Consider the following 24137-nt stretch of genomic DNA (forward strand, 5'->3'; position numbering starts at 1 on the left):
AAGAGCGGAACCGGCGATCAGGCCCGCTCACTGGACAATCCGCCCGGGCCGGCCGGCTCCAGCGCCGCCCCGAGCACCTCGGCGGTGGCCTGCACCAGCGGAATCATGCGGTCGTAGGCCATCCGTTTGGGGCCGATCACCCCCAGCACGCCCAGCACCTGGCCGCCGGCCGAGTACGGCGCGGTCACCAGCGAGACGCTCTCCAGGGGCATCACCCCGGTTTCTTCGCCGATGAAAATGCGCACGCCCGGCGCCTGGATGGTGCGTTCGAGCAGCTGCAGGATCTCGCGCTTGCTGGCAAACACATCGAACAGCTCTCGCAGGCGCTCCAGGTCCGACAGGTCCTGCACCCCCATCAGCCGGGTCTGACCGGCCAGCACCATGTCATCGGCCGGCGGCACCAGCGCCTGTTCGGCCAGCTCGATGCTGTGCGCCAGCACCTGCTCCATCTCCGACTGCGCATCGCGCAGCTCCAGCAGCAGCCGCGCGCGGATCTCCGACAGCGGCCGCCCCGCGCAGTGCGCGTTGAGGTAGTTGGCCACCTGCTCCAGCTCGGCCGGCTCCCAGCTGCGGCGGGGCTCGATCACCCGGTTCTGCACCTCGTTGTCGGCAAACACCAGGATCGCCAGCACCCGGCGCGCGTCCAGCGCCACGAAATCAATGTGCCGGAAGGCGAACTGCTCCCGGCGCGGCGCACTGACCACGCCCACGAAATGGCTCATCGCCGACAGCAGCTCCGAGGCACTGCCCAGCAGCGCCTGGGTACCGGTGCCGGTGGCCAGCTCGCTGCGCAGGCGGGTCAGTTCGCCCTCGCCCGGGGGCTGCATCTTGACCAGGCTGTCCACGAACACCCGGTACCCGTGCGCGGTCGGCACCCGGCCGGCCGAGGTATGTGGCGAACTGAGCAGGCCCAGGTCCTCCAGATCGCCCAGGATGTTGCGGATGGTGGCCGGGCTGACATCCAGCCCCGCATGCCGCGCCAGCGTCTGCGAACCGACCGGCTCGCCATCCTGGATGTGGCGCGTGATCAGCGTCCGCAGCAGATGGCGGGCGCGGGGCGCAAGATGGGGAACGGAAGGGTGCATGGAATCAGCCTGTGAGACGCCCCCCTAGATAATGGCTGGACCGGGCGTTGGCAAGTTATTGGTGCAGCCCCTCGCCCATGCTAGCTTTGCGCGGCTCACGAACCTAAGACCATGCTTAGACATCTATCGATCAAGGATTTTGCAGTCGTCCGCGCTACCGAACTCGAATTCGGGCCGGGCATGACCGTGGTCAGCGGCGAGACCGGCGCGGGCAAGTCGCTGATGGTGGACGCCCTGGGCTTCCTGTCCGGGCTGCGCGCCGACAGCGGCGTGGTCCGCCACGGTGCCGCCCGCGCCGAGCTCTCGGCCGAATTCGCCCCACCGGCCGATGCGCCGGCGCGGCAGTGGCTGCGCGACAACGAGCTCGACGATGAGGACCAGTGCCAGCTGCGCCGGATCATCCGTGCCGATGGCGGCTCGCGGGCCTGGATCAACGGCCGGCCGGTCACCCTGTCCCAGCTCACCGAGCTGGCCGCCACGCTGGTGGAGATCCACGGGCAGCACGAACAGCAGGCCCTGCTGTCCCGGCCCTCGCAGCTGGCGCTGCTGGATGCCTACGCCCGCAACGACGCCGAACGCAGCCAGGTCCGCCAGGCCGCGGCGCGCTGGCAGGCGCTGGTCGACGAGGCCGAGGCCCTGTCCAGGCAGGGAGACGTCAGCGACCGCATCGGGTTCCTTGAACACCAGCTGGGCGAACTGCACCGCGAAGACCTCGACCCCGCCTCGATCGTGGCGCTGGGCAGCAGCCATCGCCGCCAGGCGCACGCCAGCGCGCTGATCAGCGCCTGCGATGTGGCCGCCGGCCGCCTCAACGGCGACGACGACGTCTCCGTCCTGCAGCTGCTGCAGCAGACCCGCCATGACCTCGCCCGGGTGGCCGAACACGACGCCCGGCTCGGCGACGTGGATGCGCTGCTGGACAGCGCATCCATCCAGCTGCACGAAGCCCTGTCGCTGCTGGACCGGGTCCATGACGACCTCGACGCCGATCCGGAGCAGTTCGAGGACATCGAACGCCGGCTGGGTCGCCTGCACGACCTGGCGCGCAAGCACCGGGTGCCGATGGAGGCCCTGGGCGAACACCGTGACGCGCTGGACGCCGAGGTCGAACAGCTGCGGGGCGCGGACGAGCGCCTGCAGGCCCTGGCGGGCGAGATCCAGCGCGCGGGCGCGCAGTGGCAGGCCGTGGCCGCCACGCTCAGCGCCAGCCGCCAGCAGGCCGCAACTGCGCTGTCGCAGACCACCACCGCGCTGATTGGCGAGCTGGGCATGGGCGGCGGTCAGTTCCTGATCGACCTCGAACCCCAGGCCGTGGCCAAGCCGGACCCCAATGGCGCCGAGCGGGTCGAGTTCCTGGTCGCGGCCAATGCCGGCCAGCCGCCCCGCGCCCTGCGCAAGGTGGCGTCCGGCGGCGAACTGTCGCGGATCTCGCTGGCCATCGAAGTGGCCGCGCTGGGCCTGGACGCGGTGCCGACGATGGTCTTCGACGAAGTGGACTCGGGGATCGGCGGTGCCGTTGCCGACATCGTCGGGCAGACGCTGCGCGCCTTGGGCGAAAAGCGCCAGGTGCTGTGCGTGACCCACCTGCCGCAGGTGGCCTCCAAGGGCCACGCCCATTACCGGGTCAGCAAGGCACCGGTGGACGGCATGACCCAGAGCGCGGTCGAGAAGCTGGACACCCGGGCGCGCGAGGAAGAGCTGGCGCGCATGCTCGGCGGCGTGGAAGTCACCAAGGAAGCCCGCGCCGCGGCGCGCAAGCTGTTGCAGGTGTGAGGGGCTGTCCACATCGGTAGGCGACGACCGTTGGTCGTCGCGGTGGTGCGTCCCAACCAACGGTTGGGACCCACTTCGCGGTTATTTACGCTTCTTGCGCACGTAGAGCACCAGCGAGTGCTCTTCCAGCTCGTAGCCGTGGTCGGCGGCGATCTTGCGCTGCAGTTCTTCGATCTCGTGGCTTTCGAACTCGATGATCTTGCCGCTGTCCACGTCGACCATATGGTCGTGGTGGCCGCCGCGGTCGAGCTCATAGACGGCCTGGCCGCCCTCGAAATTGTGCTTCAGGACCAGGCCGGCGGCCTCGAACTGGGTCAGCACCCGGTACACCGTGGCCAGGCCGATCTCGTCGCCGTGCTCGAGCAGCTGGCGGTAGATGTCTTCGGCGGTCATGTGGTGCTGGGCGTTGCGCTGCTCAAGCAGGGCAAGGATCCGCATCCGCGGATGGGTCACCTTCAGGCCGACTTTGCGCAGGTCGTGGGTTTCCATAATTCTCCGTTCATTGGCGATTTAGCGCCAGCTGCCTCGGATTGGGTCGCGGCGACACGTCGGGAGTGTATCATCGACTCGATTTCCCCAAACGCCATTCCCGATGCGCAATCTCCTGCTGGTCGCCGCCGTTGCCCTGTCCACCACGGGCTGCGGCATCATCTATAAGCAACCCATCTATCAGGGCAACCTGATCCGGGAGCAGGCCGTCGGTCAGCTGCAGGTGGGTCAGAGCAAGCAGCAGGTCAACGCCCTGCTCGGCACCCCCTCCATCCCGGACCCGTTCCACGCCCAGCGTTGGGACTACACCGCCAGCCAGCGCATCAACCGCCTGGGCAACACCGAAGTGAAGAACTTCACGGTGTTCTTCGAGAACGACCTGGTGACCCGCTGGGATGGTGACTACTTCCCGAACCAGGACGCCGAGCTCGCCCGCACCAGCATCCGCCAGTTCGGTCGCAACCTGGCCAAGGACAAGAAGAAGCAGCGCGGCCGCTGAGGCACCGCAGCACGGCAATCAGCGGCCGGCGCCCGCGCGCCGGCGGCGGTTGTCCTTGGGGTCGGCCAGCAGGGGGCGCAGCAGTTCGACCCGGTCGCCGTCGTGCAGCACCTGCGCGGCGGTCGCCAGCAGGCCATGCACGGCCACGGCCGGGCACTGCGCGCTGCCCTCGATCGCTGCGGCCTGGATCGCATCGCCGACGGTGGCCCCCTCGAACAGGGACAGCGCGCGGACCTCGGCACGGTCCGGCCAGGCCAGCACCACCTCCACCCGGATCATCGTTCAGTCCTGCTCGTCGGCGACACGGACGAAGTCATTCACCATGCGGTCGGCCAGGCCCTGGAAGCCCAGCGCAAGCGCCGGCCCGAGCAGGCGGGAGTTCGGTTCGAACTCCAGCGTGAGGGTCACCTTGCAGGCATCTTCGGCGAGCGCATGGAACTCCCAGCGCCCGTGCAGGCGCTTGAACGGGCCATCGCGCAGCTGCATATCGATGCTGCTCGGTCGCTGCAACGCGTTCTCGGTCATGAACCAGGTCGAGAACGACCCCAGGCCCAGATCCAGGCGCGCCACCAGGCGATCCGGGCCGGATTCCAGGATCTGCGAGGCCGAGCACCAGCGAAAGCGGCGCGGATAGGCGTCAATATCATTGACCAGGTCAAACATGCGGGCAGCCGAATGTTCGACCAGGGCACTACGGCGGATAGTTGGCATACGGCGGTACTGGTGTGCTGATGAATCGACCGGGGAGGCCCGAATCGGAGACAATACGGACATGAGCAAGAACAGCGGCAAGGATAAAGCAAAGAACGCGACGGCCAACAAAACCATCGCGCTCAACAAGCGTGCCCGCCACGAGTACCACATCGAAGACCGTTTCGAAGCCGGCCTGGCCCTGCAGGGCTGGGAGGTCAAGTCGATCCGTGCCGGGCGCGGCAACATCGTCGATGCATACGCCTACGTGCGTGACGGCGAAATCTACCTCATCGGTGCGCAGATCACCCCGTTGATCCAGGCCTCCACCCACGTGGTGGCCAACGACCGGCGCGAGCGCAAGCTGCTTCTGCACCGCAGCGAGATCGACAAGCTGATCGGCAAGGTCCAGCGCGACGGCTACACCATCGTGCCCACCGCGATGTACTGGAGCAAGAACAAGATCAAGCTGGAAGTCGCACTGGCCAAGGGCAAGCAGACCCATGACAAGCGCGATGCCGAAAAGGACCGCGACTGGGCCCGCGAAAAGTCGCGCACCATGCGTCGCCACAACCGCGACGCCTGATCCCCCTCCCCCGCGCCGCATCGCCGTGGTTCACGCCGGCGATGCGCATGCGGCGCTCAGGGCGCCGGGCAGTACGCCGCGTGCAACGCCCCCAGCACCCCCAGTGCGGGGCTGTCGGCCAGGCCGTAATAGATCGTCTGCGCATCGCGCCGGGTGGTCACCAGCTGCATGCCGCGCAGCACCGCCAGGTGCTGGGACAGCGCAGACAATCCCAGCCCGCTGAGCGGCTGCAGTTCGCCCACCGAGGCCTCCCCGTCCACCAGATGGCACAGCACCCGCAACCGTGCCGGGTGCGCCAGCGCCTTGAGCAGCGCGGCGGCCTGATCGGCCTGCGCCGCCATGTCGGCAGCGCGCGGGGGCAAGGGCAATGGCAGCACTGGATCGGGAGTTCGCATGCTTGACACTGTAGCGGAGCGCAGCCTAGTTTAGATTTATCTAAATTACAGGAGAGCACCATGCCGTGCCGCCTCGTTGCCACCCCCGCCCTGCTCTGCCGGGCCGCACCGTGATGGTCGACGGCTGGCCCACCGCCCTGCTGGGGGGCGTGCTGATCGGCGCCGCCGCCAGCCTGCTGCTCTGGTTGAACGGGCGCATCGCCGGCATCAGCGGGATCGTCGACGGAGCGGTAGCCGGTGAACTAGGGGACAGGGCCTGGCGCTGGGCATTCCTGATCGGCCTGGTGGCGGCGGGCGCCGCGTGGCTGGCCTGGGTACCGGGCGCCGCCGTACCGCGCAGCGATTTCCCGCGCCCGCTGCTGGTCATCGCCGGCCTGCTGGTCGGCTACGGCGCGCGCCTCGGCGCGGGCTGCACCAGCGGCCACGGCGTCTGCGGGCTGGCCCGGTTGTCACGGCGCTCGCTGGTGGCGGTGCCGGTGTTCCTGCTCACCGCGATGCTGACCACCTTCGCGGTGCGCCACCTGGGGGTCGCGGCATGAACGCCCGCACGCTGGCCGCCCTGGCCGCCGGTGCCGTGTTCGGTGTCGGCCTGGCCGTCTCGGGCATGACCGATCCGCGCCGCATCCTGGGGTTCCTCGACATTACCGGCGACGCCGACCTGCGCCTGCTGTTCGTGCTGGGCGGCGCCGTGCTGACCAGTACCGTGCTGTTCCACCGCGTGCTGCGGCGCTCCCGGCCGCTGCTGGCGCCGCGCTTCGCGCTGCCCTCGCGCAGCACCGTGGATCGGCGGCTGCTCGCCGGCGCAGCGGTGTTCGGCGTAGGCTGGGGCCTGGCCGGCTACTGCCCGGGCCCGGCCCTGGTCGGGCTGGGTATCGGCGCCCCGGAGGCACTCTGGTTCGTGCCCGCCATGCTGGCCGGCATGGCCGTGCAGCGCTGGCAGTCGCGGCGCTGATCGGGGGTGGCAGCGCATTTTTCCCTGCGCCGGCCGCACAAGTGTCAGAATCCACGCTCAATACAGCACAGGAACGGCGCGTGACCCTCGAACAAACCCAGGCCTCGGCGCACCCGGCAGACGCAGTCGCCGACCTTACGGCCGATGTGGCTGCCCTGGAGTTCGTGTTTTCCGAACTCACCCGCACGATGGACCCCGCCGCGCTGCTGAAGGTGCTGACCTACCTGCTGCGCAACGTGCGCCGCGATCTGGGCGACGCCGCCCCCAGCCGCGAACAGGCCGTCCTGATCGCGCGCCTGCAGACGCTGATGCAGCAGGCCGAGCCGGAAGTCCGCAAGCAGGCCTCGGCGCTGCGCAACGAGCACAACCGCGTGCGCAAGGAAAAGGCCCGCCACCAGGCCGACAGCCGCCGCCTGCGCGAGCACGGCCCGCGCGGCTGAGCCGGCCGGGCCTGCCGTGTTCGGCAGGCCCACCGAACGGTGGCGTTCCAACCGCCCCGTGCATGCAGCGCTTACCCGCGCTGCGAATCCAGCATTTCCTGGCGCAGCGCCACGTCCTGCGCCTTGGCATGGCTCTCGATCAGCAACTGGTAGGCCGGGAAGATCCGCGTGTAGATCTGCGCCCACTGCGCCGCGTCTTCGCGGTGCCAGGTCTTCTGCAGTTCCGAGGCCACCGCGGCAGTGTCCATCGGCACCACACCGGCCTGCACCACCCGCGCCAGGGTGATTTCCTGAGCCATCTTGGAGTACGTGCCCGACGCGTCGATCACGGCAAAGACCTGGTACCCGTCGGCCACCGCGGCGATCGACGGGAAGGCCATGCAGACGCTGGTAATGGTGCCGGCGATGATCAGCTGGCGACGCCCGGTGGCCTTCACGGCAGCCACGAATTCCGGGTTGTCCCATGCATTGATTTCGCCCCGGCGCGCGACGTACTGCGCGTGCGGCGCGGCGGCGTGGATCTCCGGAATCAGCGGCCCGTTGGGGCCCTGCGGAACCGAGGCGGTGGTGATCACCGGCATCCCGGTCAGCGTGGCCATCTGCGCCAGCGCCGTGGCATGGGCGCGCAGCGTCGGCATCGGCATGTCGTGCACGGTCTGGAACAGACCACTCTGGTGGTCAATCAGCAGCATCGCGGCATTGGCCGGGTCGATGACGGGGGCGGCGTTGTTGAAGTTGGCTGGGGTGCTCATCTGGATATCCTGTAAACGTTGGGGGCCCCAGACTATTTGTGGAACGATGGACCCAGTAGTCAGCAGGATCTATCCTCAGCGTCCCACCAGATGAACGATGCTCGACATGAGCACGATCGACCTCAACGACCTCTCCTACTACGCGCACGTGGTCGAGCACGGCGGCTTCGCCCCGGCCGGGCGCGCACTGGGCATTCCCAAGTCCAAGCTCAGCCGGCGCATCGCCCTGCTTGAAGAGCGGCTCGGTGTCCGCCTGATCCAACGCTCCACCCGCCGCTTCTCGGTCACCGAGGTGGGCCAGGAGTACTACGCGCACTGCAAGGCGATGCTGGTCGAAGCCGAAGCGGCGGAAGAGGCGATCGCCCTGTCGCGCGCCGAGCCACGCGGCACGGTACGCATCGCCGTCCCGGTGGCCATCCTGCAGGCGCGCATGGGCGTGATGCTGGCCGACTTCCTGGCCGAGCACCCGAAAGTCTCGCTGCACCTGGACGCCACCAACCGGCGGGTGGATGTGATCGGCGAAGGCCTGGACATCGCCATCCGCGTTCGACCGCCGCCGCTGGCCGACAGCGACCTGATCGTGCGCGTGCTGGCCACGCGCAACTGGTGCGTGGCCGCGAGCCCGTCGCTGTTCCTCCATCAGCCAATCCCGACCGTGCCGGCCGACCTCGCGCATTTCCCCAGCGTGGACCTCAGTGCCGCGCACCAGGTACACGCCTGGCAGTTGAGCGCCACCGACGGCGCCGTGGCGCTGGTCCACCACGTACCGCGCATGGTCAGCGACGACATGGTGGCCCTGCGCGCGGCCGCCGTCGCCGGCGTGGGCATCCTGATGCTGCCCACCATGATGATCTGCGACGAACTGGCCGACGGCCGCCTGGTGCGCCTGCTGCCCGACTGGCAACCGCACCACGGCATCGTGCATGCGGTGTTCCCCTCACGCCGGGGCCTGCTGCCGGCCGTTCGCGCCCTGATCGACTACCTGGCCATGCGCTTCGAGCAGCTGCAGGAAGACTGAGCGCGCGCGTCAGCGCCTGCGTGCGGCGTTGCGCGCGGCCGATACGTAGTCGTAGGCGCCCAGCGTCCAGCGCCCGTTCTGCCAGACGTACTGCCAGCGCTCCGTGTCCCCGGCCGGCAGGCGGCGGGTGATCGTACGCGACTCGCCGGCGACGCCCTGCGCGGGCAGGTCAGCGCCACTGGCCGATCCGGCGGCCGGATACGTGCGCGACACCGTGAACGCACCGCCGGACAGCATCGCCGGGCGATCGGGCGAGACCTGCGCCAGCCACTGCTCGATGCCCTGCGCCTGACTCGACCCGGCCGCATGGTCCGCCCGGGTGGTGACGACCGACTGCGTGCCGACCCCCTCGTGTGCAGCGGCCGCGCCAGCCAGCAGCAGCCCCAGTGCGATGCCGACGACGCCCTTCATCCCTGTCATGTGCTGCTCCTTGAATGGGCCGGTTGGCCCTGCCGGCATCCTCCCAGCATCAACGCAGCGCGTCCATCTGGATGTCCCTACCCCGCCTGGCCGCCACCTCAGCCACCAAACGCACCGGCCTCGCCATCCCAGCCCAACACCCCTCGCACCGGCACGGGAATGATCGTGATCCGCCACTGCTCCGGCGACAGCCAGGCGATTTCCGAGAAGCGGGCCGACAGCCGGCCGGTCTCCTGCCACCACGCCATCAGCCGTGCCGGCGCATCCACCGCGTGCGGCTGGAACTGGAACGGCACCCCGTCTGCGTTCAGCTTCCGCAGCGCATCGAACAAGGCCGGGTTGTCGCAGCGCGGCCCACGGTCATCGAACGGCACGGTCTGCCGCGCCAGCCCTTGGGCCAGCACAATGCCGCCCGGCGCCAGGTGGGACACACTCAACGGGGCCGGCGCACGCGGCCCGCCGATGCGTACGTCGAAGGGAGGCCGGCGTCCTGGCAGAAGCATGGAGGTCCAGTGGAGAGGGGCTGGCTGCATGGTAGAGGGGAACGGCCCAACGTGACTGTTCAGCCAAATAGGCGTAGCATTCGCGTTGTCAGGTAAACCTGCGGCGTTGTCTTCGGACAGGGTCGGAGGTTTAAAAGCCTTACCGTTCTTGAAGAAACCGGGGGTGCATTGGTTTCGACGGGGGTTGTGAAGTTACTTGGTGCATGCCGAGGGGGCAGCTTTCCTCGTTAATCCAGCAGCAAACTTTTAGTTGCCAACGACGACAACTACGGTTCGAACGACTTCGCAATCGCTGCCTAAAAACAGCTTTAGCGTTTAGTTCTACAGCCGCCTAAGGCGAACCCCCGAACCTACTTGTGCCCGTGCTCGTAGATGTAGGGTCATTATCACGGAACCGGTTGTGATGGCTGCCTGTCAGTCACGACTTAACTAAAGCAGGCTGGTCCTGGGGTGCGCTTTGCACACCGTGCTGCCACAGGATGAGATCCAACGGTGAGCTAAGCATGTAGTACCGGGGATGGAGTGCCTTCGGACGGCGGTTCAATTCCGCCCACCTCCACCAATGAAGGGTTCGCAAGAACCCGCAGAAGCCCGGGAATCCTTTTACACGAAGGGTTCCCGGGCTTTTTCATTTGCGGGATCACCCGCCAGGGCCGTCAAGCCCCTGCTCCGTCACACCTTCTCGTGCGCCTTCGCAAGCAGCTTGCCCAGCCCTGTGATGGGCAGCAGGAGCACGCCTCCCACCTCGCGGCGGAACCAAAGCATCAGCAGGATGACGCCGACGAAAAGGGCGTGCCAGAAATAGACAGTCAGCACGTAACTGCGATGCAGGTTGCTCATCATCTTCGGATACGTCGCAACAGCGCGTTCCTGCATCTGGGTAATCAGCTGCTTGAAGGCCTCTGAGTCGGTCTCCATGTCGAATGACCTCCGAAGATCGTCGCGGAAGGTCGTGTCGTACTGGCCGAAGTCGTCTGCAAGCACGTAGAGATCGTTACGGCTTGGCGCCAAGTGATGGAACAGACACTGGTCACCCTTGTAGCCGTACATCCGATCAAGCGCCCTTGCCTCGGCTTCCACGCCTCCGGGGCATTGGCGAACAAAGGTCTCAACCCGTGCGAGCAGCGGATACGTTTCGCTCCTTCCAAGAATAATGACCGCTATTCCAGTGTCATCCAGAGGCGTCGCCTGCATGCGTGTCGCACGCCATCCTCCGCTCTGCGGCGCCAGGAATAGCCATGCCAGCGCCAATGCCACCGCGATCCCCACATACCCCTTGAACTTCTCCATGCGCCACCCCTGCTCCTTTTGAGGGCGGAGAGTCTAGCACTCGAAAAAATGCGTCCAATGGCGGGTTCCGCTATACACCGCCAATCGCTTTCGGCAGCACCTGACGACTCACCGCGCCGAACGACCGCGATGCTTCGTGCGGGAGTCAGGGTCCGCGCCGATGGGCAAGCGCGACGGGCAAAACCAGGGGCGTGAGCATCCGCCATCTACTCAACATGGTGATCATCCCGCACCTTCAAATCAGCATCGGGAATATCGATGGGCGCGTTGTTCTCATTGCCAGCAGCATTTCCCGTATCCGGTCCAACAGCGCCGGAGATCGCATGACCAACCAGTTCATGCAGGAAGATGCTGGCAGGAGCCGGTCTCAATGGCAGTCCGCGATCGCCTGAGGGAGCGCCTTGTAACCGGCCTTGCCCTGCTCCATCAGGGCAAGGTGAACTTGCGCGCCATGCGGGTGGGCCAGACCGAGTTGAACTGGGCGCCGCCGACCAGGCGATAGGCCGCCGAAACACTGTGCAGCACGCCCAGGCGCTCCAGCACATCCTTGGCCCGCCGGAAGGTCGGGCGCGGTTCGGCGGTGAACATGAAGAGGTTGATTTCCTTGGCGCTGACGTCATAGCCGTCCAGCGTGGCGGCCTCGCCCAGGGCGGTGCTCAGCTGCGCCTCCAGCGTGGCCAGGAAGGCCTCGTCGTCCAGCGATTTCCGCCAGAACTTGATCACAAGCTGGTAATCCATCGGGGGCTGTCGCTCGGGAAGGGAACCGCTAAGCTTACCCTTCCTGGCGCCCCTGCGCGCCTGGATGCGGAACGGAACTGCGGATAGGGAGTGAGAACGCCGGACAACCGGTGTCCGCTTTTCTGCTGGCCGATCCAACCACCTATCATCACCCGATCGCGCAGGCCGCAAGGCTGGGGGAACAGGATGTTCAAACAGATCGCCCGCAGGCCCGCATTGGCCACGATGGGCCTGGTGTTGTGCATGACCGCAGCGTTGGCTTCGGCTTCCGAACGCAATGACCTGCGCCCACTGCCGCTGGATCTGGAGACCCTCCAGGCCTCCTGGAATGCAGGCTACCTGCAGGCGATGTCCGAACCTGAGCTGCGTGCCGGCACGGGGAGCCGAACCTATCGGCTGCTCTGGCTGCGCACCTTCCACCATCCGGTGGCCGTGCGCATCACCGCGTCGGCAGGGCAGTATCAACTGGTTGCCACCGAGCTGGATGGCGCCGGCGGGTATGCACCGGGCAAGGTGCTGAGAAGGAAAGCGCACGCGTTGACGCCCGAGCAGTTCGACCGCATCGAAGCCCTGATCCAGGACAACGGGTTCTGGACCCTACCGCAAAGCGATGACCAAGGCGGCACCGATGGCTCCAGCTGGATCATCGAAGCGGCCAGCGATCGCCACCACTTGGTCTCACGGTGGTCGCCCAAGTCCGGTCCGGTACGCAGCATTGGCGAAGCCATGCTGGCGCTGACCGGTTGGCGCTACGGCGAGATCTATTAGGCAAGGGCGGTTGCCGTCCTGATTGGACGGTATCGCCGCCAGCCCTGCCCCACCCGGGCGCCCCGCCAGCCCGGCTTCACACCAGTTTCGCGCCATTTTTGTGATATCGATCACACTTTGTCGGATTCTGGGAGGAAACGGCCTATGCAGCATCGGTACCTGGTGGTTCGCGCCGCCGCGGCGGCAGGGGTTGTCCTGCTGCTGATTGTCCTGGCCTGGGGCGGCCTGGCCTGGTGGCAGGCGCGGCGCCAGGCCACGGTGCAGCTGACCACCCTCGCCGAGGAAGTGCTGCGCCGCTCGGCGCAGACCCGGGTGCAGGTACTGGATGTGTTCCGCCACCTGGAGGAGCAGGCCGACGCGCCGTCGTGCTCGCAGGCGCACCTGGACCAGCTGCGTACGCTCGCCGCCAACGCCAGCTATGTGCAGGGTATCGGGGTGCTGGACGGTGATGTACTGCGCTGCGCCAGCCTCACCGAACTGCATCGCCCACTGCCGCTGGGCCGCCCGTCGCGGCTGCTGCTGGGCGGCAAGGTGCGGTCGTGGAGCGGCGTGCGCCTGGACGAGATTCCCGGCGGCCGCTTCAACGTCAACGCCGCAGGCAACTATGCCGCCTTTATCGCCCCCGACCAGGTCACCGATGTACTGCCGCCGGATTCGCCCCTGGCGATTGCCCACATCGGCCGCGGTGCCAATGGCTGGAACCTGATCCGCCATCGCGGCTCGCTGGACCCGGCCTGGCTGCGCGGCTATGCCGGCGGCAACCAGGCGCGCACCGTCGAGGGCAGCCGGCTGGTCATGCGCGATGCCGAGGATGGCGAAACCGCCGTGCTGGCGGCGATGCCGCGTGCGCAGTTGCAGCTGCTGTGGCGGCAGGCGCTGCAGCGCACGCTGCCGTTTGCCGCCGCCGCCGAGCTGCTGGCGTTGCTGGCCCTGGCCGGACTGCTGCGCCGGCAGATGTCGCTGCGCGCCGAGCTGACGCGCGCACTGGACAATCGCGAGTTCTACCTGCGCTACCAGCCGGTGGTGGCGCTGGACAGCGGACGCTGCGTCGGCGCCGAGGCGCTGATCCGCTGGCAGCGCAGCAGCGGGCCGCCGATCGGCCCGGCCGAGTTCATTCCCGTCGCCGAGGAGCACGCGTTGATCTGCCGGATCACCGATGAGGTGATGGCCCTGGTCACCGCCGACGCGCAGGCGCTGGTGGCACAGGACCCGGCCGCGCATATCGCCATCAACCTGTCGGCGGCCGACATCAATGTGCCGCGCATCCAGTCACGCCTGCAGCGGATGATCGACAAGGCCGGGATTGGTGCGCACAACGTCCTGGTCGAGGTGACCGAACGCGGCCTGATCCAGCCGGAAACCGCGCGTGACATCCTGATTGCGATCCGCTCCAGTGGCTACCGCGTGGCGATCGACGATTTCGGCACGGGTCATTCCAGCCTGTCCTATCTGGCCACCTACGACCTGGACTTCCTCAAGATCGACAAGTCCTTCGTCGATGCGATCGACAGCAACGACCCCACCAGCACCCTGGCCTTCCATATCATCGGCATCGCCAAGTCATTGGGCCTGCAGATGATCGCCGAGGGCGTGGAAACCGAGCGCCAGCGCGACATCCTGCGCGACGCCGGGGTGCAGTACGCCCAGGGTTGGCTGTTTGGCAAACCGATGTCGATGCCGGAGCTGCTGGACTACGCGCGCGCGAATTGACTCGTCCCCACCCGCTGCCACCCTTGGCAGCGGCCCGCGTCGTCAGCCCTGCGCCGGATCAGCCGTACCGTCGGGTGCCAGGCGCGCGTACACGTCGAAATCACGCGATTGCCCGGCCACGCGGCGCAAGCGGCGCAGTCGGCCTTCATGCTCGAAACCGCAGCGACGCAGCACAGCGGCAGAGGCGGCATTGGTATCCAGCACGCAGGCCTGGATGCGCTGCCAGCCGAAGCGGGCAAACCCTCAGGCACAGATCTGGCGGCAGGCGGCGCTGGCAATCCCGCGGCCCTGGAATTCGGGCACCAGCTCATAGGCGATTTCGGCGCTGCACTGGGCCGGGTTGATGCTGTGGAAGCCGATGCTCCCCACCAGGGTGCCGGCGGTATCGACAATGGCGAGGCGGATCTGGGTGACCGGCTCCGGCGCCTCCAGCGCATCGAACAGCGGCGCCAGCTCGGCAACCGAGGACACCTGCCAGCTGGTGTGCCGAAGCAGGCCAGGACGGGACAGGCAGGCGAACCACGCCGTGGCGTCGCTGCGCAGCAACGGGCGCAGGGTGACGTCGGGATGGCCGGACGCCGGTGTGTGCAGGATGGTCATGCCGGACGGCCCGGTGTGCGCAGGAACAGACATTGATGCCCGGGCTGGCCGCGCCGCGCAAGGGCCGGCCGCGTCATCCACGCCGTGTATACGCCCGGCGGGACGATGCTGCACCGATGGACCGGCAATGCCGCCGGCCGCGGTGAAGGACGCCTGCGCATGGATTTTCTCAAGCTGCTCCGCTCGCTGGAAGAGTTCCTCTACGAGCTGTGCACCTGGTTCCTGTTCTTCCCGCGCACGCTGTACCGGGTGGTCGTGCATCCGCGCCGGATGGCGCAGTACGTCAATACCGAGCTGACGCAGAAGCTGGACAAGCAGTTCGACGATGCGATCAGCCCGCCGATGTTCCTGATGCTGGCGGTGCTGGTAGCGCACGGGGTGGAGTTGATGATGCACCAGACCGTGGTGGGCACCAGCGAACTGTCGCGCACGGTGATGGGCAACGAGGAAAGCCTGCTGCTGTATCGCTCGATCACGTTCGCGGTGTGGCCGCTGGTCGCCACCGTGCACCTGCTGCGGCGCAAGAAAGTGCCCATGACCCGTGAGTCGCTGCGCCGCCCGTTCTTCATGCAGTGCTACCTCGCCGCACCGTTCGCGGTGGCGGTGTCCACCAGCATGGTGTTCGTGCGGCTGCCCGGCGAGCTGTCCACGCGCATCGGGCTGGTGGTGGCGGTGCTGTCCTTTGTCTGGTTCGCGGTGGTGCAGGCGGGCTGGTTGAAGGTGGCGCTGCAGCGCTCGTGGCTCAATACGATCCTCTCCACGGTCTGGGTGCTGCTGTTGGGCGTGGTGATCAACAGCGTGATCGGCTGGGCGCTGCTGATGAACTGAATCGCCAACGCCGGCAATTCCCCCCTGCGGCATTCCATGCGACCCTTCCGGAAACGTTTTCATGGGATGGAGGGATTCCAATGTTGTCTCGTTTTCGCCGTACCGCGCTGCTCGCGCTGATCGCCCTGTCACTGCCGGCCGCTGCCTGGGCTGAAGCCCCTGCCCCGCTGCGGGTGATGTCCTTCAATGTGCGCACGCCGGTGGATACCGAACCGGGCCGCCGCTGGGACGACCGCCGCGATGCGATGGTGACCCTGCTGCGCGAACAGAAGCCGGCCGTGGTGGGCACCCAGGAGCTGGTGGAGAAACAGGCCGTGTACCTGGTCGGCCACCTGCCCGGCTACCGCTGGTTCGGCGAAGGGCGTCGCGGTGGCAGCGGCGACGAGCACATGGGCGTGTTCTATGACAGCGCGCAGCTGACGGTGGTCGAGTCGGGCAACTTCTGGCTGTCCGATACGCCGGACGTGCCGGGCAGCATCACCTGGGGCAACCTGTTCCCGCGCATGGTCACCTGGGCGCTGTTCCAGCGCCAGGCCGATGGCCAGCGCTTCTACCTGCTCAACACCCACCTGCCCTACCGTGACGAGGACGAGCCGCGCCGCGTGCGGGGCGCCACGCTCATCACCGAGCGGTTGGCCACGCTGAAACCCGGCGTGCCGGTGGTGGTCACCGGCGATTTCAACAGCGAGCCGGGCAGCGACACCTACAAGGCGTTCACCGCTTCGCTGGGCGATGCACGAAAGCTCGCCGGCACGGTCGACGGCCCGCGCCTGACCTTCCACGACTTCACCGGCAAGCCGACGGTTGAACTGGACTGGATTCTGGTGCGCGGGTTCACGGTGGACCGCTTCAGCACGCTGGACCAGACACCCGGTGGCGTGCTGCCGTCGGACCACTATCCGGTGCAGGTCGACCTGCGCTTCCCTGCTGCCACCCCGCGCTGACCGGCCGCCCACACCGGCGTCACGCAGTGCCAATGGCGGGGCGACGATAACAACGGTTTTCCGCTCGGAGCACCGTCATGGCCCATCGCAGCCGTCTGGCCGGATTCATCATTGATTGCCAGGACACGCCCAGTACCGACGCTGCCGCCTTCTGGGCGGCAGCGCTGGGCTACCGGGCCGCGCCCGCCCGTGCCGAGGACGGCGCGGAGTATGCCGACCTGGAGGGGGCACCGGCCGGGCTGAATGTGGAGGTACAGCGGGTGACGCACGCCTCGCGGGTGCATCTGGACATCGAAAGCGACGACATCGATGCCGAAGCCGAGCGCCTGGAGAAACTGGGCGCGCGCCGCATCGGCTTCGTCAAACGCTGGTGGGTGATGGAAGCGCCGACCGGGCATCGGTTCTGCATCGTGCGAATGCGCGGCGATGACGGGCGGGCGCCGGCCACGGTGTGGCCCTGAGGCTCAGCGCCGCTGCAGGCTGCGTTCGATCAGGCGATGCAGGGCCTGGTGCTGGTTGCGCGCCTGGCAGATGCGCGCGCCGATGGCCAGGAACACGCCCGTGCCGAGCAGGCCCATGTCCAGCAGCGCATCGCTCATGCGCACGAACGCTACGGCCACTACCAGGGCACCCACCACCAGCAGTACCACCACACCGAGGGACAGGCCGGCGTCTGCCGGGCCGGGGTCGCCATAGGCGAGTCGGGAAAAAGAGGATTTCGGCTGCGACATGTCGGCGACTCCTGAAGGGTTACCGGCTTGTAGCACCGGCTCCACCACGGCGGGCAGAGGCAATGCCGTCATCTGTCGCCATCGACACGCGGGCTACGCGCGATCACGGCATATTCCTACGCACAACAACGGCCGGGCGCCCATTGGACGCCCGGCCTTCAAGTCCCTCTCAGCGGCCGGACGGCACCACGGCCACCGCCGCGCTGGCCTGCTGCTGGCCCCACCCACCCAACGCCTTGTACACACCGACCACGCTGACGTTGACCGTCGACTCGGCCTCGGCCAGCGCGTCGTCGGCCGCCAGCTGGGTGCGCTGTGCGTCGAGCAGGGTCAGGAAGTCTTCCGACCCTTCGCGGTAGCGGATCTGCGCCAACTGCTCGGCACGCCGCGCGGCCTGTGCCTGCTCGGCGACGATCGACAACCGCGCCTGCTGCTTGGCGTAGCGGGTCAACGCGTTCTCGGTGTCTTCCAGCGCCAGCAGGACCGCCTTCTCGTACTCGGCCGCAGCGCCGTCGGCCTGGGCCTTGCTGGCGCGCAGGCGGGCCTTGACCGTGCCGAAATCGAACGCGGCCCAGCTGATCGACGGCGTCACCGACCATGCCTTGTTGCTGCCGTTGACCAGGCCGCTGGCATCGCCGGACAGGAAGCCGACGAAACCGCTCAGGCTGATCCGCGGGAACAGGTCAGCGGTGGCCACGCCGACGCGCGCCGTCGCGGCGGCCAGCCGACGCTCGGCCACACGCACATCGGCACGCTGACGCAGCAGGTCGGTGGTGTCACCAAGCGGCAATGCCCTGGCATACGCCGGCACCTCGCGCGGCTGCAGCACGCTGTCCAGGGCATCCGGACGCTGGCCCAGCAGCACCGCCAGGCGATGGCGCGACTGCACCTCGGCCACTTCCAGCAGCGGGATGTCGGCTTCGATCGCCTTCAACCGCGCGCGGCTGCTCTGCACGTCCAGTTCGCTGCCCGCGCCGAGTTCCCAGCGGGTTTCGGTCAGCTTCTGGGTATCGCGCAGATTGACCAGGGTGCGCTTGGCCACGGCGATGCGCTTCTGGGTGCCACGCAGCTCGAAGTAGTTGCGCGCCACTTCGGCGGCCACGGTGACCTGGGCATCGGCGAGGTTGTCCTGCTCGGCACCGAGGTCGGCACGTGCCGCCTCGGCGGCGCGGCGCTGGCGGCCGAACAGGTCGAGCTCCCAGCCGGCGTCGAAGCCGAGCTGGTAGGTCTCGCTGAACACCCGGTCGCCACCCACGGTGGCGTCGGGCTGCTTGCGGCGGTCGTAGCTGCCGCCGCTGGTCACATGCGGCAACTGGTCCAGGCGTTGTTCGACGAACACCGCGCGGGCCTCGCGGACCCGCGACATCGCGATGCGCAGGTCCAGGTTGGCGCCCAGTGCGTCGTGCACCAGCTGCTCCAGCACCGGATCGTCGAACTGCGCCCACCAGCTGGCAACCGGCGAGGTGGTGCTGAACACCGGCGCGGCGGCCCCCTGCAGGCTCACCGGCTCGGCCGGTGGCGCCTGGTAGTTGGGGCCGACGCTGACGCAGCCGGCCAGCAGCGCGCTGGTCACGGCCACGGTCAACAGGCGGATCACCACGGCAGCACCTCGCCCAGGTAGGTGAAGCTGCCGTTGGGGCCGTCTGCACCGATCAGCGCCATGCCCACGCTGGAGCGCGCGCCTTCGCTGATTTCGATCTCGCCCTCGCCACCGTTCATGTCGGTTTTGACGTACCCCGGATGCACGGTGTTGACCTTGGTGGTGCTGTCGCGCAGCTCGTAGGCCAGCTGCACGGTCCAGGCGTTCACCGCGCTCTTGGAGGCGTTGTAGGCCGGCACCGCGAAGCCGTAGATCGGCGAGCCCGGCTGGCTGTGCAGGGTCAGCGAGCCGAGGATGCTCGACACATTGACGATGCGGCCGGCCGACGAGGCGTTGATCAGCGGGAGGAACGCCTGGGTGACGGCGATGACCGCGAAGACGTTGGTGTCGAAGGTATCGCGCCAGGTCTGCAGGGTCTGCGCCGACGGCGCGAGCTTGATGTCATCGAGCAGGATGCCGGCGTTGTTGACCAGGATGTCCAGGCGGCCGTGACGCTCGGTCACGGTCTGCACCGCCGCGGCGATGCTGGCGGCATCGCCGACGTCGAGCTGGATCGCTTCCACCGGCAGGCCTTCGGCCTGCAGCTTCAGCGCTTCGGCCACGGCGACGTCGCGCTTGCGCCCGGCCAGCAGCGTGTGCACGCCGGCCTGGGCCAGTTGACGGACGGTTTCCAGGCCGATGCCGCGGGTGGCACCGGTGACCAGGGCGATCTGTTGGGTAGCGGTATTCATGTGAAAAACCTCGCGGGGGATGGAATCAATGGTGGAGAGTGGGCTCGCCGTGGGTCACCAGCTTGCCGCCGCCGTTACGGCTGACGAACTTGCGCAGGGCCACGTAGAACACCGGGGTCAGGAACAGGCCGAACAGGGTCACACCGAGCATGCCGGCGAACACGGTGATGCCGGTCACCGAGCGTACCTCCGCACCGGCGCCGTGCGAGAGCACCAGCGGGATGGTGCCGGCGATGAACGCGATGGAGGTCATCACGATCGGACGCAGACGCAGGCGGCACGCTTCCAGCGCGGCTTCCACGATGCCCTTGCCCCCCATCTCCAGCTCACGGGCGAACTCGACGATCAGGATCGCGTTTTTGCACGCCAGGCCCATCAGCACCACCAGGCCCACCTGTACGAACACGTTGTTGTCGCCGCCGGTCAGCCACACGCCGAACAGCGCGGACAGCAGGGTCATCGGCACGATCAGGATCACCGCCAGCGGCAGCGACCAGCTTTCATACAGCGCGGCCAGCACCAGGAACGCCAGCAGGATCGCCACCGGGAACACGATGAAGGCGGCCTTGCCCTGGGTGGCCTGCTGGTAGCTCAGGTCGGTCCACTCGGTGGTCATGCCCACCGGCAGGACCTGCCCGGCGATCTCGGTCAGCTTGTTCATCGCCTCGGCCGAGGACAGCATCCGCGGGTCGGCTTCGCCGGCCAGGTCGGCAGCCGGGTAGCCGTTGAAGCGCAGCACCGGGTCCGGGCCGAAGGTCTGCTTGACCGTCACCATCGAGCCGATCGGCACCATCTCGCCGCGGTCGTTGCGGGTACGCAGCTTGCCGATGTCTTCCACGCTGTCACGGAACTGACCGTCGGCCTGGGCGATCACCTGCCAGGTACGACCGAACTGGTTGAAGTCGTTGACGTAGGACGAACCGAGGTAGGTCTGCAGCGTGTCGAACAGCTGGGTCAGCTGCACGCCCTGGGCCTTGGCCTTGACGCGGTCCACCTCGGCATCCAGCTGCGGCACGTTGGCCTGGTAGCTGGTGATCGGGAAGGCCATGCCCGGGGTCTGCGCCACCGCACCCTGCATCGCCTGCACGGCGTTCTGCAGCGCGCCATAGCCCAGATTGCCACGGTCCTCGATGAACATCTGGTAGCCATTGCCGTTGCCGAGCCCGAGGATCGGCGGCGGCATCATCGCGAAGGCAAAGCCTTCCTGCAGCCCGGCGATCTTCTGGTTGATCTCGGCGTTGATCTCCGCGGCAGTGCGTCCGTGGCGCTCGTTGAACGGCTTGAGCGGAATGAACGCCACACCGGTGTTGGGCGTGTTGGTGAACTGCAGTGCGTTCAGGCCCGGGAACGAAATGGTGTGGGCCACGCCGTCGGTTTCCTGGGCGATCTTGGCGACCTTGCGCAGCATTTCATCGGTACGCGCGATCGAAGACCCTTCCGGCAGCTTCACACCGGCAATCAGGTACAGCTTGTCCTGGGTCGGGATGAAGCCCGGCGGCACCAGCTTGAAGATGAAGCCGGTACCCACCAGCAGCACCGCGTACACCACGAATACCGCGCCACGACGGCCAAGGATCTTCGACACGCCCCGCTCGTACTTCTCCGAGCTGGACTTGAAGAAGCGGTTGAACGGGCGGAACACCCAGCCGAACAGGCGGTCGATCAGACGGCTCGGGCCATCCTTGGGTGCGCCGTGCGGCTTGAGCAGGCGCGCGGCCAGGGCCGGCGACAGGGTCAGCGAGTTGATCGCCGAGATCACCGTGGAGATGGCGATGGTGACGGCGAACTGCTTGTAGAACTGACCGGTGACACCGGACAGGAACGCCATCGGCACGAACACCGCACACAGCACCAGCGCGATCGCGATGATCGGGCCGGACACTTCCTTCATCGCCTGGTGCGCCGCCGCCGTGGGCGACAGGCCTTCCTCGATGTTGCGCTCGACGTTTTCCACCACCACGATCGCGTCATCGACCACGATGCCGATCGCCAGCACCAGGCCGAACAGGCTCAGCGTGTTGATCGAGAAGCCCAGCACGTACAGCGCCGCGAACGTACCCACGATCGACACCGGGACCGCGATCAACGGAATGATCGAGGCACGCCAGGTCTGCAGGAACAGGATCACCACCAGCACCACCAGGGCGATGGCTTCAAGCAGGGTCGAGACCACGGCCTTGATCGAGTCGCGCACGAAGATGGTGGTGTCGTACACCGCTTCGTACTTCACGTCGGCCGGGAAGGCCTTCTGCATCTCGTCCATCGTGCCGATCACCGCATCGCGGATCTCCAGCGCGTTGGCACCCGGGGCCTGGAAGATACCGATGCCGACGGCGTTCTTGCCGTCCAGCTGCGAACGCAGGGTGTAGTCGCCGGCGCCCAGCTCGACGCGGGCCACGTCCGACAGACGCACCACTTCACCGTCGGCGCCGCTCTTGAGCACGATGTCGCCGAACTCCTTCTCACTGCGCAGGCGGCCCTGAGCGTTGATCAGGGTCAGGAACTGGCTGTTGGGCATCGGCTCGGCGCCGAGCTGGCCGGCCGAGACCTGCACGTTCTGCTCGCGCATGGCGCCCACCACGTCGCTGGCGGTCAGGCCGCGCGCGGCAACCTTGTCCGGGTCCAGCCAGGCACGCATGGCGTAGTCGCCACCACCGAAGATCTGCGCGTCGCCCACGCCGGGAATACGGGCCAGCGCGTCCTTGACGTGCAGGCGGGCGTAGTTGCGCAGGTACAGGGTGTCGTACTTGCCATTGGGCGAGGTCAGGTGCACGACCATCAGGAAGGTCGGCGACTGCTTCTGGGTGGTGACACCCTGCCGGCGCACGTCCTCGGGCAGGCGCGCCTGCGCCTGGGCGACACGGTTCTGCACCTTCACCGCCGCCTCGTCCGGGTCGGTGCCCGGGCGGAAGGTGACGGTCATCTGCAGCACGCCGTCCGAGCCGGCCACCGACTTGAGGTACATCATGCCCTCGACGCCGTTGATGGCTTCTTCGAGCGGCGTGGCGACGGTTTCAGCGATCACCTTCGGGTTGGCGCCCGGATAGACCGTGCGTACCACCACCGACGGCGGCACCACTTCGGGGTACTCGCCGATCGGCAGCATCGGTATGGAGATCAGGCCGGCGGCGAAGATCACAATCGACAATACGGCCGCGAAAATAGGCCTGTCGATGAAGAAACGGGAAAAGTCCATTGGTGGATTCCTGGGTGTTCACCAACGCCGGCGTGCAGGACCCCGGCCGCTGTCGCAGGCGACAGCGGTGGCAGGGCGCCCCTGCACGGGGCGATGGCAGAAACGGTAGAGCCGACGGGGAAGCCGGCTGCTATGTAGAGCCGACGGTCAGTCGGCTGCTCTTCACTTCAGCGCGGTGACCTGTGCAACAGCCGGAGGCACAGCTGCAGCCCCGGCCGGCTGCATCGCAACCGCCTTGGCCTGCACCGGCATGCCCGGCATGAACACCTTCTGCACACCGTCGACGATCACGCGGTCGCCGGCCTTGAGGCCCTGCTCGACGATGCGCAGCCCATCGGCGGTGCGGCCGAGCTGGATGTCATGGCGCTGCGCCTTGCCGTCCTTGTCGACCACGTACACGTACTTGCGATCCTGGTCGGTCAGCACGGCCTTCTCGTCGATCAGCATGGCCTGGAACTGGCCGCTGCCGAGCAGCTGCACGCGGGCGAACAGGCCCGGGGTGAAGGCGCGGTCGGCGTTGTCCAGCACCGCGCGCACACGGATGGTGCCGGTGCTGCGGGTGACCTGGTTGTCGAGGAAGTCGACCTTGCCGCTGTGCGGATAGCCTTCTTCGCCCGACAGGCCGACCTTGACCGGCAGTTCGCTGTCGCGCTCGCTCGGGCGTTCGCCGTTGCGGGCCATCTGCGCGTAACGCAGGAAGGTGCCTTCATCGGCGTCGAAGTAGACGAACACCTTGTCCAGCGAGACCAGCGTGGTCAGCACGCTGGCGCTGTCGCCGGCGGTGACCAGGTTGCCGGCGGTGACCATCGCGCGGCCGGCACGGCCGTTGATCGGCGCACGCACCTGGGTGAACTCGACATTGAGGCGTGCCGCATCCACGGCCGCCTGCGCGGCCAGCACCTGCGCCTGGGCCTGTTCGGCGGTGGCGCGACGCTGTTCCCAGGTTTCGGTGGAGATGGCCTGCTGGTCGGACAGGCGGCGGGCGCGCTCGGCTTCGCTGCGGCTGACCTGCGCCTGGGTGCGCGCACGCGCCAGTTCGGCGTCGGCGCGGGCCAGTTCGGCGCGGTAGCTGCGCGCGTCGATGGTGAAGAGCACGTCGCCCTTCTTTACTTCCTGGCCTTCGACATAGTTGACCTTGTCGATGTAGCCGGAAACGCGTGGGCGCAGCTCGACGCTTTCGACCGCTTCGACGCGGCCACTGAAGTCGTCCCACTGGCTGACCTGCTTGACCAGCACCGGTGCAGCGCTCACCGACGGCGGCGGCGGACCGGCGGTTTCAGCGTGGCCGCCGCTGCAGCCGACAAGCACCGCCAGGGCCAAAGCGGTCACGGTCCCGAGCGCGATGCGCCGGGCAAGGTTCTTCGAGGAGGGGGAGTGCGTCATGACGATGTCCTGGGGG

30 protein-coding genes and 1 other RNA gene are annotated in these 24137 nt (G+C 67.5%); 14 read left to right on the forward strand and 17 right to left on the reverse strand.

Going from position 1 to position 24137, the window contains the following annotated elements:
* Window positions 1–17: 17 nt before the first annotated feature.
* Entirely contained in the window at window positions 18–1085 is a 1068-nt protein-coding gene (hrcA, locus tag ACO6VK_RS14920; protein WP_422508431.1) for a heat-inducible transcriptional repressor HrcA, read from the reverse strand.
* Window positions 1086–1196: 111 nt separating this feature from the next.
* Between hrcA and recN the strand changes: the two genes are divergently transcribed.
* Window positions 1197–2858, forward strand: coding sequence for a DNA repair protein RecN (recN, locus tag ACO6VK_RS14925; RefSeq protein ID WP_422508433.1), 1662 nt, complete (start codon window positions 1197–1199; stop codon window positions 2856–2858).
* An 81-nt stretch (window positions 2859–2939) separates the two neighbouring features.
* Here recN and fur read toward each other — a convergent pair whose 3' ends face one another.
* Window positions 2940–3347, reverse strand: a complete 408-nt coding sequence (fur, locus tag ACO6VK_RS14930) for a ferric iron uptake transcriptional regulator (protein WP_005409235.1) — start codon at window positions 3345–3347, stop codon at window positions 2940–2942.
* Between the two features lie 103 nt (window positions 3348–3450).
* Here fur and ACO6VK_RS14935 point away from each other — a divergent pair, with 103 nt between their 5' ends.
* Window positions 3451–3846 (forward strand): outer membrane protein assembly factor BamE, encoded by a 396-nt coding sequence (locus ACO6VK_RS14935; protein ID WP_411850715.1) that lies wholly within the window; start codon window positions 3451–3453, stop codon window positions 3844–3846.
* A gap of 18 nt (window positions 3847–3864) precedes the next feature.
* Here the strand turns inward: ACO6VK_RS14935 and ACO6VK_RS14940 are convergent, their stop codons facing one another.
* Window positions 3865–4125 carry an RnfH family protein gene (locus ACO6VK_RS14940; protein ID WP_422508442.1) on the reverse strand — a complete coding sequence of 87 codons (261 nt, stop codon included), beginning with the start codon at window positions 4123–4125 and terminating at the stop codon, window positions 3865–3867.
* 3 nt (window positions 4126–4128) lie between these two features.
* On the reverse strand, window positions 4129–4557 hold the full coding sequence (locus ACO6VK_RS14945) for a type II toxin-antitoxin system RatA family toxin (protein ID WP_411852792.1): 429 nt from the start codon (window positions 4555–4557) through the stop codon (window positions 4129–4131).
* A 61-nt stretch (window positions 4558–4618) separates the two neighbouring features.
* Here ACO6VK_RS14945 and smpB point away from each other — a divergent pair, with 61 nt between their 5' ends.
* Window positions 4619–5122, forward strand: a complete 504-nt coding sequence (gene smpB, locus ACO6VK_RS14950) for an SsrA-binding protein SmpB (RefSeq protein ID WP_411850713.1) — start codon at window positions 4619–4621, stop codon at window positions 5120–5122.
* A gap of 56 nt (window positions 5123–5178) precedes the next feature.
* On the opposite strand, the gene ACO6VK_RS14955 is transcribed toward smpB, so the two are convergent.
* Window positions 5179–5517 (reverse strand): ArsR/SmtB family transcription factor, encoded by a 339-nt coding sequence (locus ACO6VK_RS14955; protein WP_422508445.1) that lies wholly within the window; start codon window positions 5515–5517, stop codon window positions 5179–5181.
* A 113-nt stretch (window positions 5518–5630) separates the two neighbouring features.
* Between ACO6VK_RS14955 and ACO6VK_RS14960 the strand changes: the two genes are divergently transcribed.
* The 3 genes from ACO6VK_RS14960 to ACO6VK_RS14970 all read left to right on the forward strand — a co-directional run bounded on the left by ACO6VK_RS14960 (window position 5631) and on the right by ACO6VK_RS14970 (window position 6909).
* Complete coding sequence (locus tag ACO6VK_RS14960) at window positions 5631–6056, forward strand: YeeE/YedE family protein (RefSeq protein ID WP_422508578.1); 426 nt, start codon at window positions 5631–5633, stop codon at window positions 6054–6056.
* Complete coding sequence (locus ACO6VK_RS14965; RefSeq protein WP_422508447.1) at window positions 6053–6469, forward strand: DUF6691 family protein; 417 nt, start codon at window positions 6053–6055, stop codon at window positions 6467–6469. Before ACO6VK_RS14960 ends, ACO6VK_RS14965 begins: the two co-directional genes overlap by 4 nt.
* An 80-nt stretch (window positions 6470–6549) precedes the next feature.
* Window positions 6550–6909, forward strand: coding sequence for a hypothetical protein (locus ACO6VK_RS14970; protein WP_422508449.1), 360 nt, complete (start codon window positions 6550–6552; stop codon window positions 6907–6909).
* 71 nt (window positions 6910–6980) lie between these two features.
* On the opposite strand, the gene ACO6VK_RS14975 is transcribed toward ACO6VK_RS14970, so the two are convergent.
* Window positions 6981–7661 (reverse strand): isochorismatase family protein, encoded by a 681-nt coding sequence (locus tag ACO6VK_RS14975; protein ID WP_422508451.1) that lies wholly within the window; start codon window positions 7659–7661, stop codon window positions 6981–6983.
* A gap of 106 nt (window positions 7662–7767) precedes the next feature.
* Here ACO6VK_RS14975 and ACO6VK_RS14980 point away from each other — a divergent pair, with 106 nt between their 5' ends.
* Entirely contained in the window at window positions 7768–8679 is a 912-nt protein-coding gene (locus ACO6VK_RS14980; protein WP_422508453.1) for a LysR family transcriptional regulator, read from the forward strand.
* Between the two features lie 9 nt (window positions 8680–8688).
* On the opposite strand, the gene ACO6VK_RS14985 is transcribed toward ACO6VK_RS14980, so the two are convergent.
* Window positions 8689–9099: a hypothetical protein gene (locus tag ACO6VK_RS14985; RefSeq protein WP_422508455.1), complete on the reverse strand. Its 411-nt coding sequence runs from the start codon at window positions 9097–9099 to the stop codon at window positions 8689–8691.
* A gap of 98 nt (window positions 9100–9197) precedes the next feature.
* Entirely contained in the window at window positions 9198–9602 is a 405-nt protein-coding gene (locus ACO6VK_RS14990; protein WP_422508457.1) for a hypothetical protein, read from the reverse strand.
* 159 nt (window positions 9603–9761) lie between these two features.
* Between ACO6VK_RS14990 and ssrA the strand changes: the two genes are divergently transcribed.
* Window positions 9762–10164: a transfer-messenger RNA gene (ssrA, locus tag ACO6VK_RS14995) on the forward strand.
* Between the two features lie 110 nt (window positions 10165–10274).
* Here ssrA and ACO6VK_RS15000 read toward each other — a convergent pair.
* Window positions 10275–10892: a hypothetical protein gene (locus tag ACO6VK_RS15000; RefSeq protein WP_422508459.1), complete on the reverse strand. Its 618-nt coding sequence runs from the start codon at window positions 10890–10892 to the stop codon at window positions 10275–10277.
* A gap of 191 nt (window positions 10893–11083) precedes the next feature.
* Here ACO6VK_RS15000 and ACO6VK_RS15005 point away from each other — a divergent pair, with 191 nt between their 5' ends.
* Window positions 11084–11284 carry a hypothetical protein gene (locus ACO6VK_RS15005; RefSeq protein ID WP_422508461.1) on the forward strand — a complete coding sequence of 67 codons (201 nt, stop codon included), beginning with the start codon at window positions 11084–11086 and terminating at the stop codon, window positions 11282–11284.
* Window positions 11285–11318: 34 nt separating this feature from the next.
* On the opposite strand, the gene ACO6VK_RS15010 is transcribed toward ACO6VK_RS15005, so the two are convergent.
* A complete protein-coding gene (locus tag ACO6VK_RS15010) occupies window positions 11319–11630 on the reverse strand; it encodes a hypothetical protein (RefSeq protein ID WP_422508463.1) in 312 nt (103 codons plus the stop codon).
* Between the two features lie 225 nt (window positions 11631–11855).
* On the opposite strand from ACO6VK_RS15010, the gene ACO6VK_RS15015 reads away from it, so the two are divergent.
* Both ACO6VK_RS15015 and ACO6VK_RS15020 read left to right on the forward strand, forming a co-directional pair.
* Window positions 11856–12398, forward strand: a complete 543-nt coding sequence (locus ACO6VK_RS15015; RefSeq protein WP_422508465.1) for a hypothetical protein — start codon at window positions 11856–11858, stop codon at window positions 12396–12398.
* A gap of 144 nt (window positions 12399–12542) precedes the next feature.
* Complete coding sequence (locus ACO6VK_RS15020; RefSeq protein ID WP_422508467.1) at window positions 12543–14108, forward strand: EAL domain-containing protein; 1566 nt, start codon at window positions 12543–12545, stop codon at window positions 14106–14108.
* 42 nt (window positions 14109–14150) lie between these two features.
* On the opposite strand, the gene ACO6VK_RS15025 is transcribed toward ACO6VK_RS15020, so the two are convergent.
* Both ACO6VK_RS15025 and ACO6VK_RS15030 read right to left on the reverse strand, forming a co-directional pair.
* On the reverse strand, window positions 14151–14312 hold the full coding sequence (locus ACO6VK_RS15025) for a GNAT family N-acetyltransferase (protein WP_422508469.1): 162 nt from the start codon (window positions 14310–14312) through the stop codon (window positions 14151–14153).
* 39 nt (window positions 14313–14351) lie between these two features.
* Entirely contained in the window at window positions 14352–14708 is a 357-nt protein-coding gene (locus tag ACO6VK_RS15030; RefSeq protein WP_422508471.1) for a GNAT family N-acetyltransferase, read from the reverse strand.
* 105 nt (window positions 14709–14813) lie between these two features.
* On the opposite strand from ACO6VK_RS15030, the gene ACO6VK_RS15035 reads away from it, so the two are divergent.
* From ACO6VK_RS15035 to ACO6VK_RS15045, 3 genes are all read left to right on the forward strand, one after another.
* Window positions 14814–15536: a hypothetical protein gene (locus tag ACO6VK_RS15035; RefSeq protein WP_422508473.1), complete on the forward strand. Its 723-nt coding sequence runs from the start codon at window positions 14814–14816 to the stop codon at window positions 15534–15536.
* Window positions 15537–15616: 80 nt separating this feature from the next.
* Window positions 15617–16480, forward strand: a complete 864-nt coding sequence (locus ACO6VK_RS15040) for an endonuclease/exonuclease/phosphatase family protein (RefSeq protein WP_422508475.1) — start codon at window positions 15617–15619, stop codon at window positions 16478–16480.
* A gap of 77 nt (window positions 16481–16557) precedes the next feature.
* Window positions 16558–16941 (forward strand): VOC family protein, encoded by a 384-nt coding sequence (locus ACO6VK_RS15045; RefSeq protein WP_422508477.1) that lies wholly within the window; start codon window positions 16558–16560, stop codon window positions 16939–16941.
* A gap of 3 nt (window positions 16942–16944) precedes the next feature.
* Here ACO6VK_RS15045 and ACO6VK_RS15050 read toward each other — a convergent pair whose 3' ends face one another.
* The 5 genes from ACO6VK_RS15050 to ACO6VK_RS15070 all read right to left on the reverse strand — a co-directional run bounded on the left by ACO6VK_RS15050 (window position 16945) and on the right by ACO6VK_RS15070 (window position 24121).
* Window positions 16945–17211, reverse strand: a complete 267-nt coding sequence (locus ACO6VK_RS15050) for a hypothetical protein (RefSeq protein WP_422508479.1) — start codon at window positions 17209–17211, stop codon at window positions 16945–16947.
* A gap of 169 nt (window positions 17212–17380) precedes the next feature.
* Window positions 17381–18811 carry an efflux transporter outer membrane subunit gene (locus ACO6VK_RS15055; protein ID WP_422508481.1) on the reverse strand — a complete coding sequence of 477 codons (1431 nt, stop codon included), beginning with the start codon at window positions 18809–18811 and terminating at the stop codon, window positions 17381–17383.
* A complete protein-coding gene (locus ACO6VK_RS15060; protein ID WP_422508483.1) occupies window positions 18805–19542 on the reverse strand; it encodes an SDR family oxidoreductase in 738 nt (245 codons plus the stop codon). Before ACO6VK_RS15060 ends, ACO6VK_RS15055 begins: the two co-directional genes overlap by 7 nt.
* 25 nt (window positions 19543–19567) lie before the next feature.
* Window positions 19568–22738 (reverse strand): efflux RND transporter permease subunit, encoded by a 3171-nt coding sequence (locus ACO6VK_RS15065; protein WP_422508485.1) that lies wholly within the window; start codon window positions 22736–22738, stop codon window positions 19568–19570.
* Window positions 22739–22900: 162 nt separating this feature from the next.
* Entirely contained in the window at window positions 22901–24121 is a 1221-nt protein-coding gene (locus ACO6VK_RS15070; RefSeq protein WP_422508487.1) for an efflux RND transporter periplasmic adaptor subunit, read from the reverse strand.
* Window positions 24122–24137: the final 16 nt, after the last annotated feature.

It is taken from the genome of Stenotrophomonas sp. GZD-301 (assembly GCF_049310345.1).
Lineage (GTDB): Bacteria > Pseudomonadota > Gammaproteobacteria > Xanthomonadales > Xanthomonadaceae > Stenotrophomonas.

Bases quoted from the DNA above. Each gene is read 5' to 3' on its own strand.
- hrcA (WP_422508431.1), bottom strand. From the start codon at position 1,085: ATGCACCCTTCCGTTCCCCATCTTGCGCCCCGCGCCCGCCATCTGCTG.
- recN (WP_422508433.1), top strand. From the start codon at position 1,197: ATGCTTAGACATCTATCGATCAAGGATTTTGCAGTCGTCCGCGCTACC.
- fur (WP_005409235.1), bottom strand. From the start codon at position 3,347: ATGGAAACCCACGACCTGCGCAAAGTCGGCCTGAAGGTGACCCATCCG.
- ACO6VK_RS14935 (WP_411850715.1), top strand. From the start codon at position 3,451: ATGCGCAATCTCCTGCTGGTCGCCGCCGTTGCCCTGTCCACCACGGGC.
- ACO6VK_RS14940 (WP_422508442.1), bottom strand. From the start codon at position 4,125: ATGATCCGGGTGGAGGTGGTGCTGGCCTGGCCGGACCGTGCCGAGGTC.
- ACO6VK_RS14945 (WP_411852792.1), bottom strand. From the start codon at position 4,557: ATGCCAACTATCCGCCGTAGTGCCCTGGTCGAACATTCGGCTGCCCGC.
- smpB (WP_411850713.1), top strand. From the start codon at position 4,619: ATGAGCAAGAACAGCGGCAAGGATAAAGCAAAGAACGCGACGGCCAAC.
- ACO6VK_RS14955 (WP_422508445.1), bottom strand. From the start codon at position 5,517: ATGCGAACTCCCGATCCAGTGCTGCCATTGCCCTTGCCCCCGCGCGCT.
- ACO6VK_RS14960 (WP_422508578.1), top strand. From the start codon at position 5,631: ATGGTCGACGGCTGGCCCACCGCCCTGCTGGGGGGCGTGCTGATCGGC.
- ACO6VK_RS14965 (WP_422508447.1), top strand. From the start codon at position 6,053: ATGAACGCCCGCACGCTGGCCGCCCTGGCCGCCGGTGCCGTGTTCGGT.
- ACO6VK_RS14975 (WP_422508451.1), bottom strand. From the start codon at position 7,661: ATGAGCACCCCAGCCAACTTCAACAACGCCGCCCCCGTCATCGACCCG.
- ACO6VK_RS14980 (WP_422508453.1), top strand. From the start codon at position 7,768: ATGAGCACGATCGACCTCAACGACCTCTCCTACTACGCGCACGTGGTC.
- ACO6VK_RS14985 (WP_422508455.1), bottom strand. From the start codon at position 9,099: ATGACAGGGATGAAGGGCGTCGTCGGCATCGCACTGGGGCTGCTGCTG.
- ACO6VK_RS14990 (WP_422508457.1), bottom strand. From the start codon at position 9,602: ATGCTTCTGCCAGGACGCCGGCCTCCCTTCGACGTACGCATCGGCGGG.
- ACO6VK_RS15000 (WP_422508459.1), bottom strand. From the start codon at position 10,892: ATGGAGAAGTTCAAGGGGTATGTGGGGATCGCGGTGGCATTGGCGCTG.
- ACO6VK_RS15010 (WP_422508463.1), bottom strand. From the start codon at position 11,630: ATGGATTACCAGCTTGTGATCAAGTTCTGGCGGAAATCGCTGGACGAC.
- ACO6VK_RS15015 (WP_422508465.1), top strand. From the start codon at position 11,856: ATGGGCCTGGTGTTGTGCATGACCGCAGCGTTGGCTTCGGCTTCCGAA.
- ACO6VK_RS15020 (WP_422508467.1), top strand. From the start codon at position 12,543: ATGCAGCATCGGTACCTGGTGGTTCGCGCCGCCGCGGCGGCAGGGGTT.
- ACO6VK_RS15030 (WP_422508471.1), bottom strand. From the start codon at position 14,708: ATGACCATCCTGCACACACCGGCGTCCGGCCATCCCGACGTCACCCTG.
- ACO6VK_RS15035 (WP_422508473.1), top strand. From the start codon at position 14,814: ATGCTGCACCGATGGACCGGCAATGCCGCCGGCCGCGGTGAAGGACGC.
- ACO6VK_RS15040 (WP_422508475.1), top strand. From the start codon at position 15,617: ATGTTGTCTCGTTTTCGCCGTACCGCGCTGCTCGCGCTGATCGCCCTG.
- ACO6VK_RS15045 (WP_422508477.1), top strand. From the start codon at position 16,558: ATGGCCCATCGCAGCCGTCTGGCCGGATTCATCATTGATTGCCAGGAC.
- ACO6VK_RS15050 (WP_422508479.1), bottom strand. From the start codon at position 17,211: ATGTCGCAGCCGAAATCCTCTTTTTCCCGACTCGCCTATGGCGACCCC.
- ACO6VK_RS15060 (WP_422508483.1), bottom strand. From the start codon at position 19,542: ATGAATACCGCTACCCAACAGATCGCCCTGGTCACCGGTGCCACCCGC.
- ACO6VK_RS15065 (WP_422508485.1), bottom strand. From the start codon at position 22,738: ATGGACTTTTCCCGTTTCTTCATCGACAGGCCTATTTTCGCGGCCGTA.
- ACO6VK_RS15070 (WP_422508487.1), bottom strand. From the start codon at position 24,121: ATGACGCACTCCCCCTCCTCGAAGAACCTTGCCCGGCGCATCGCGCTC.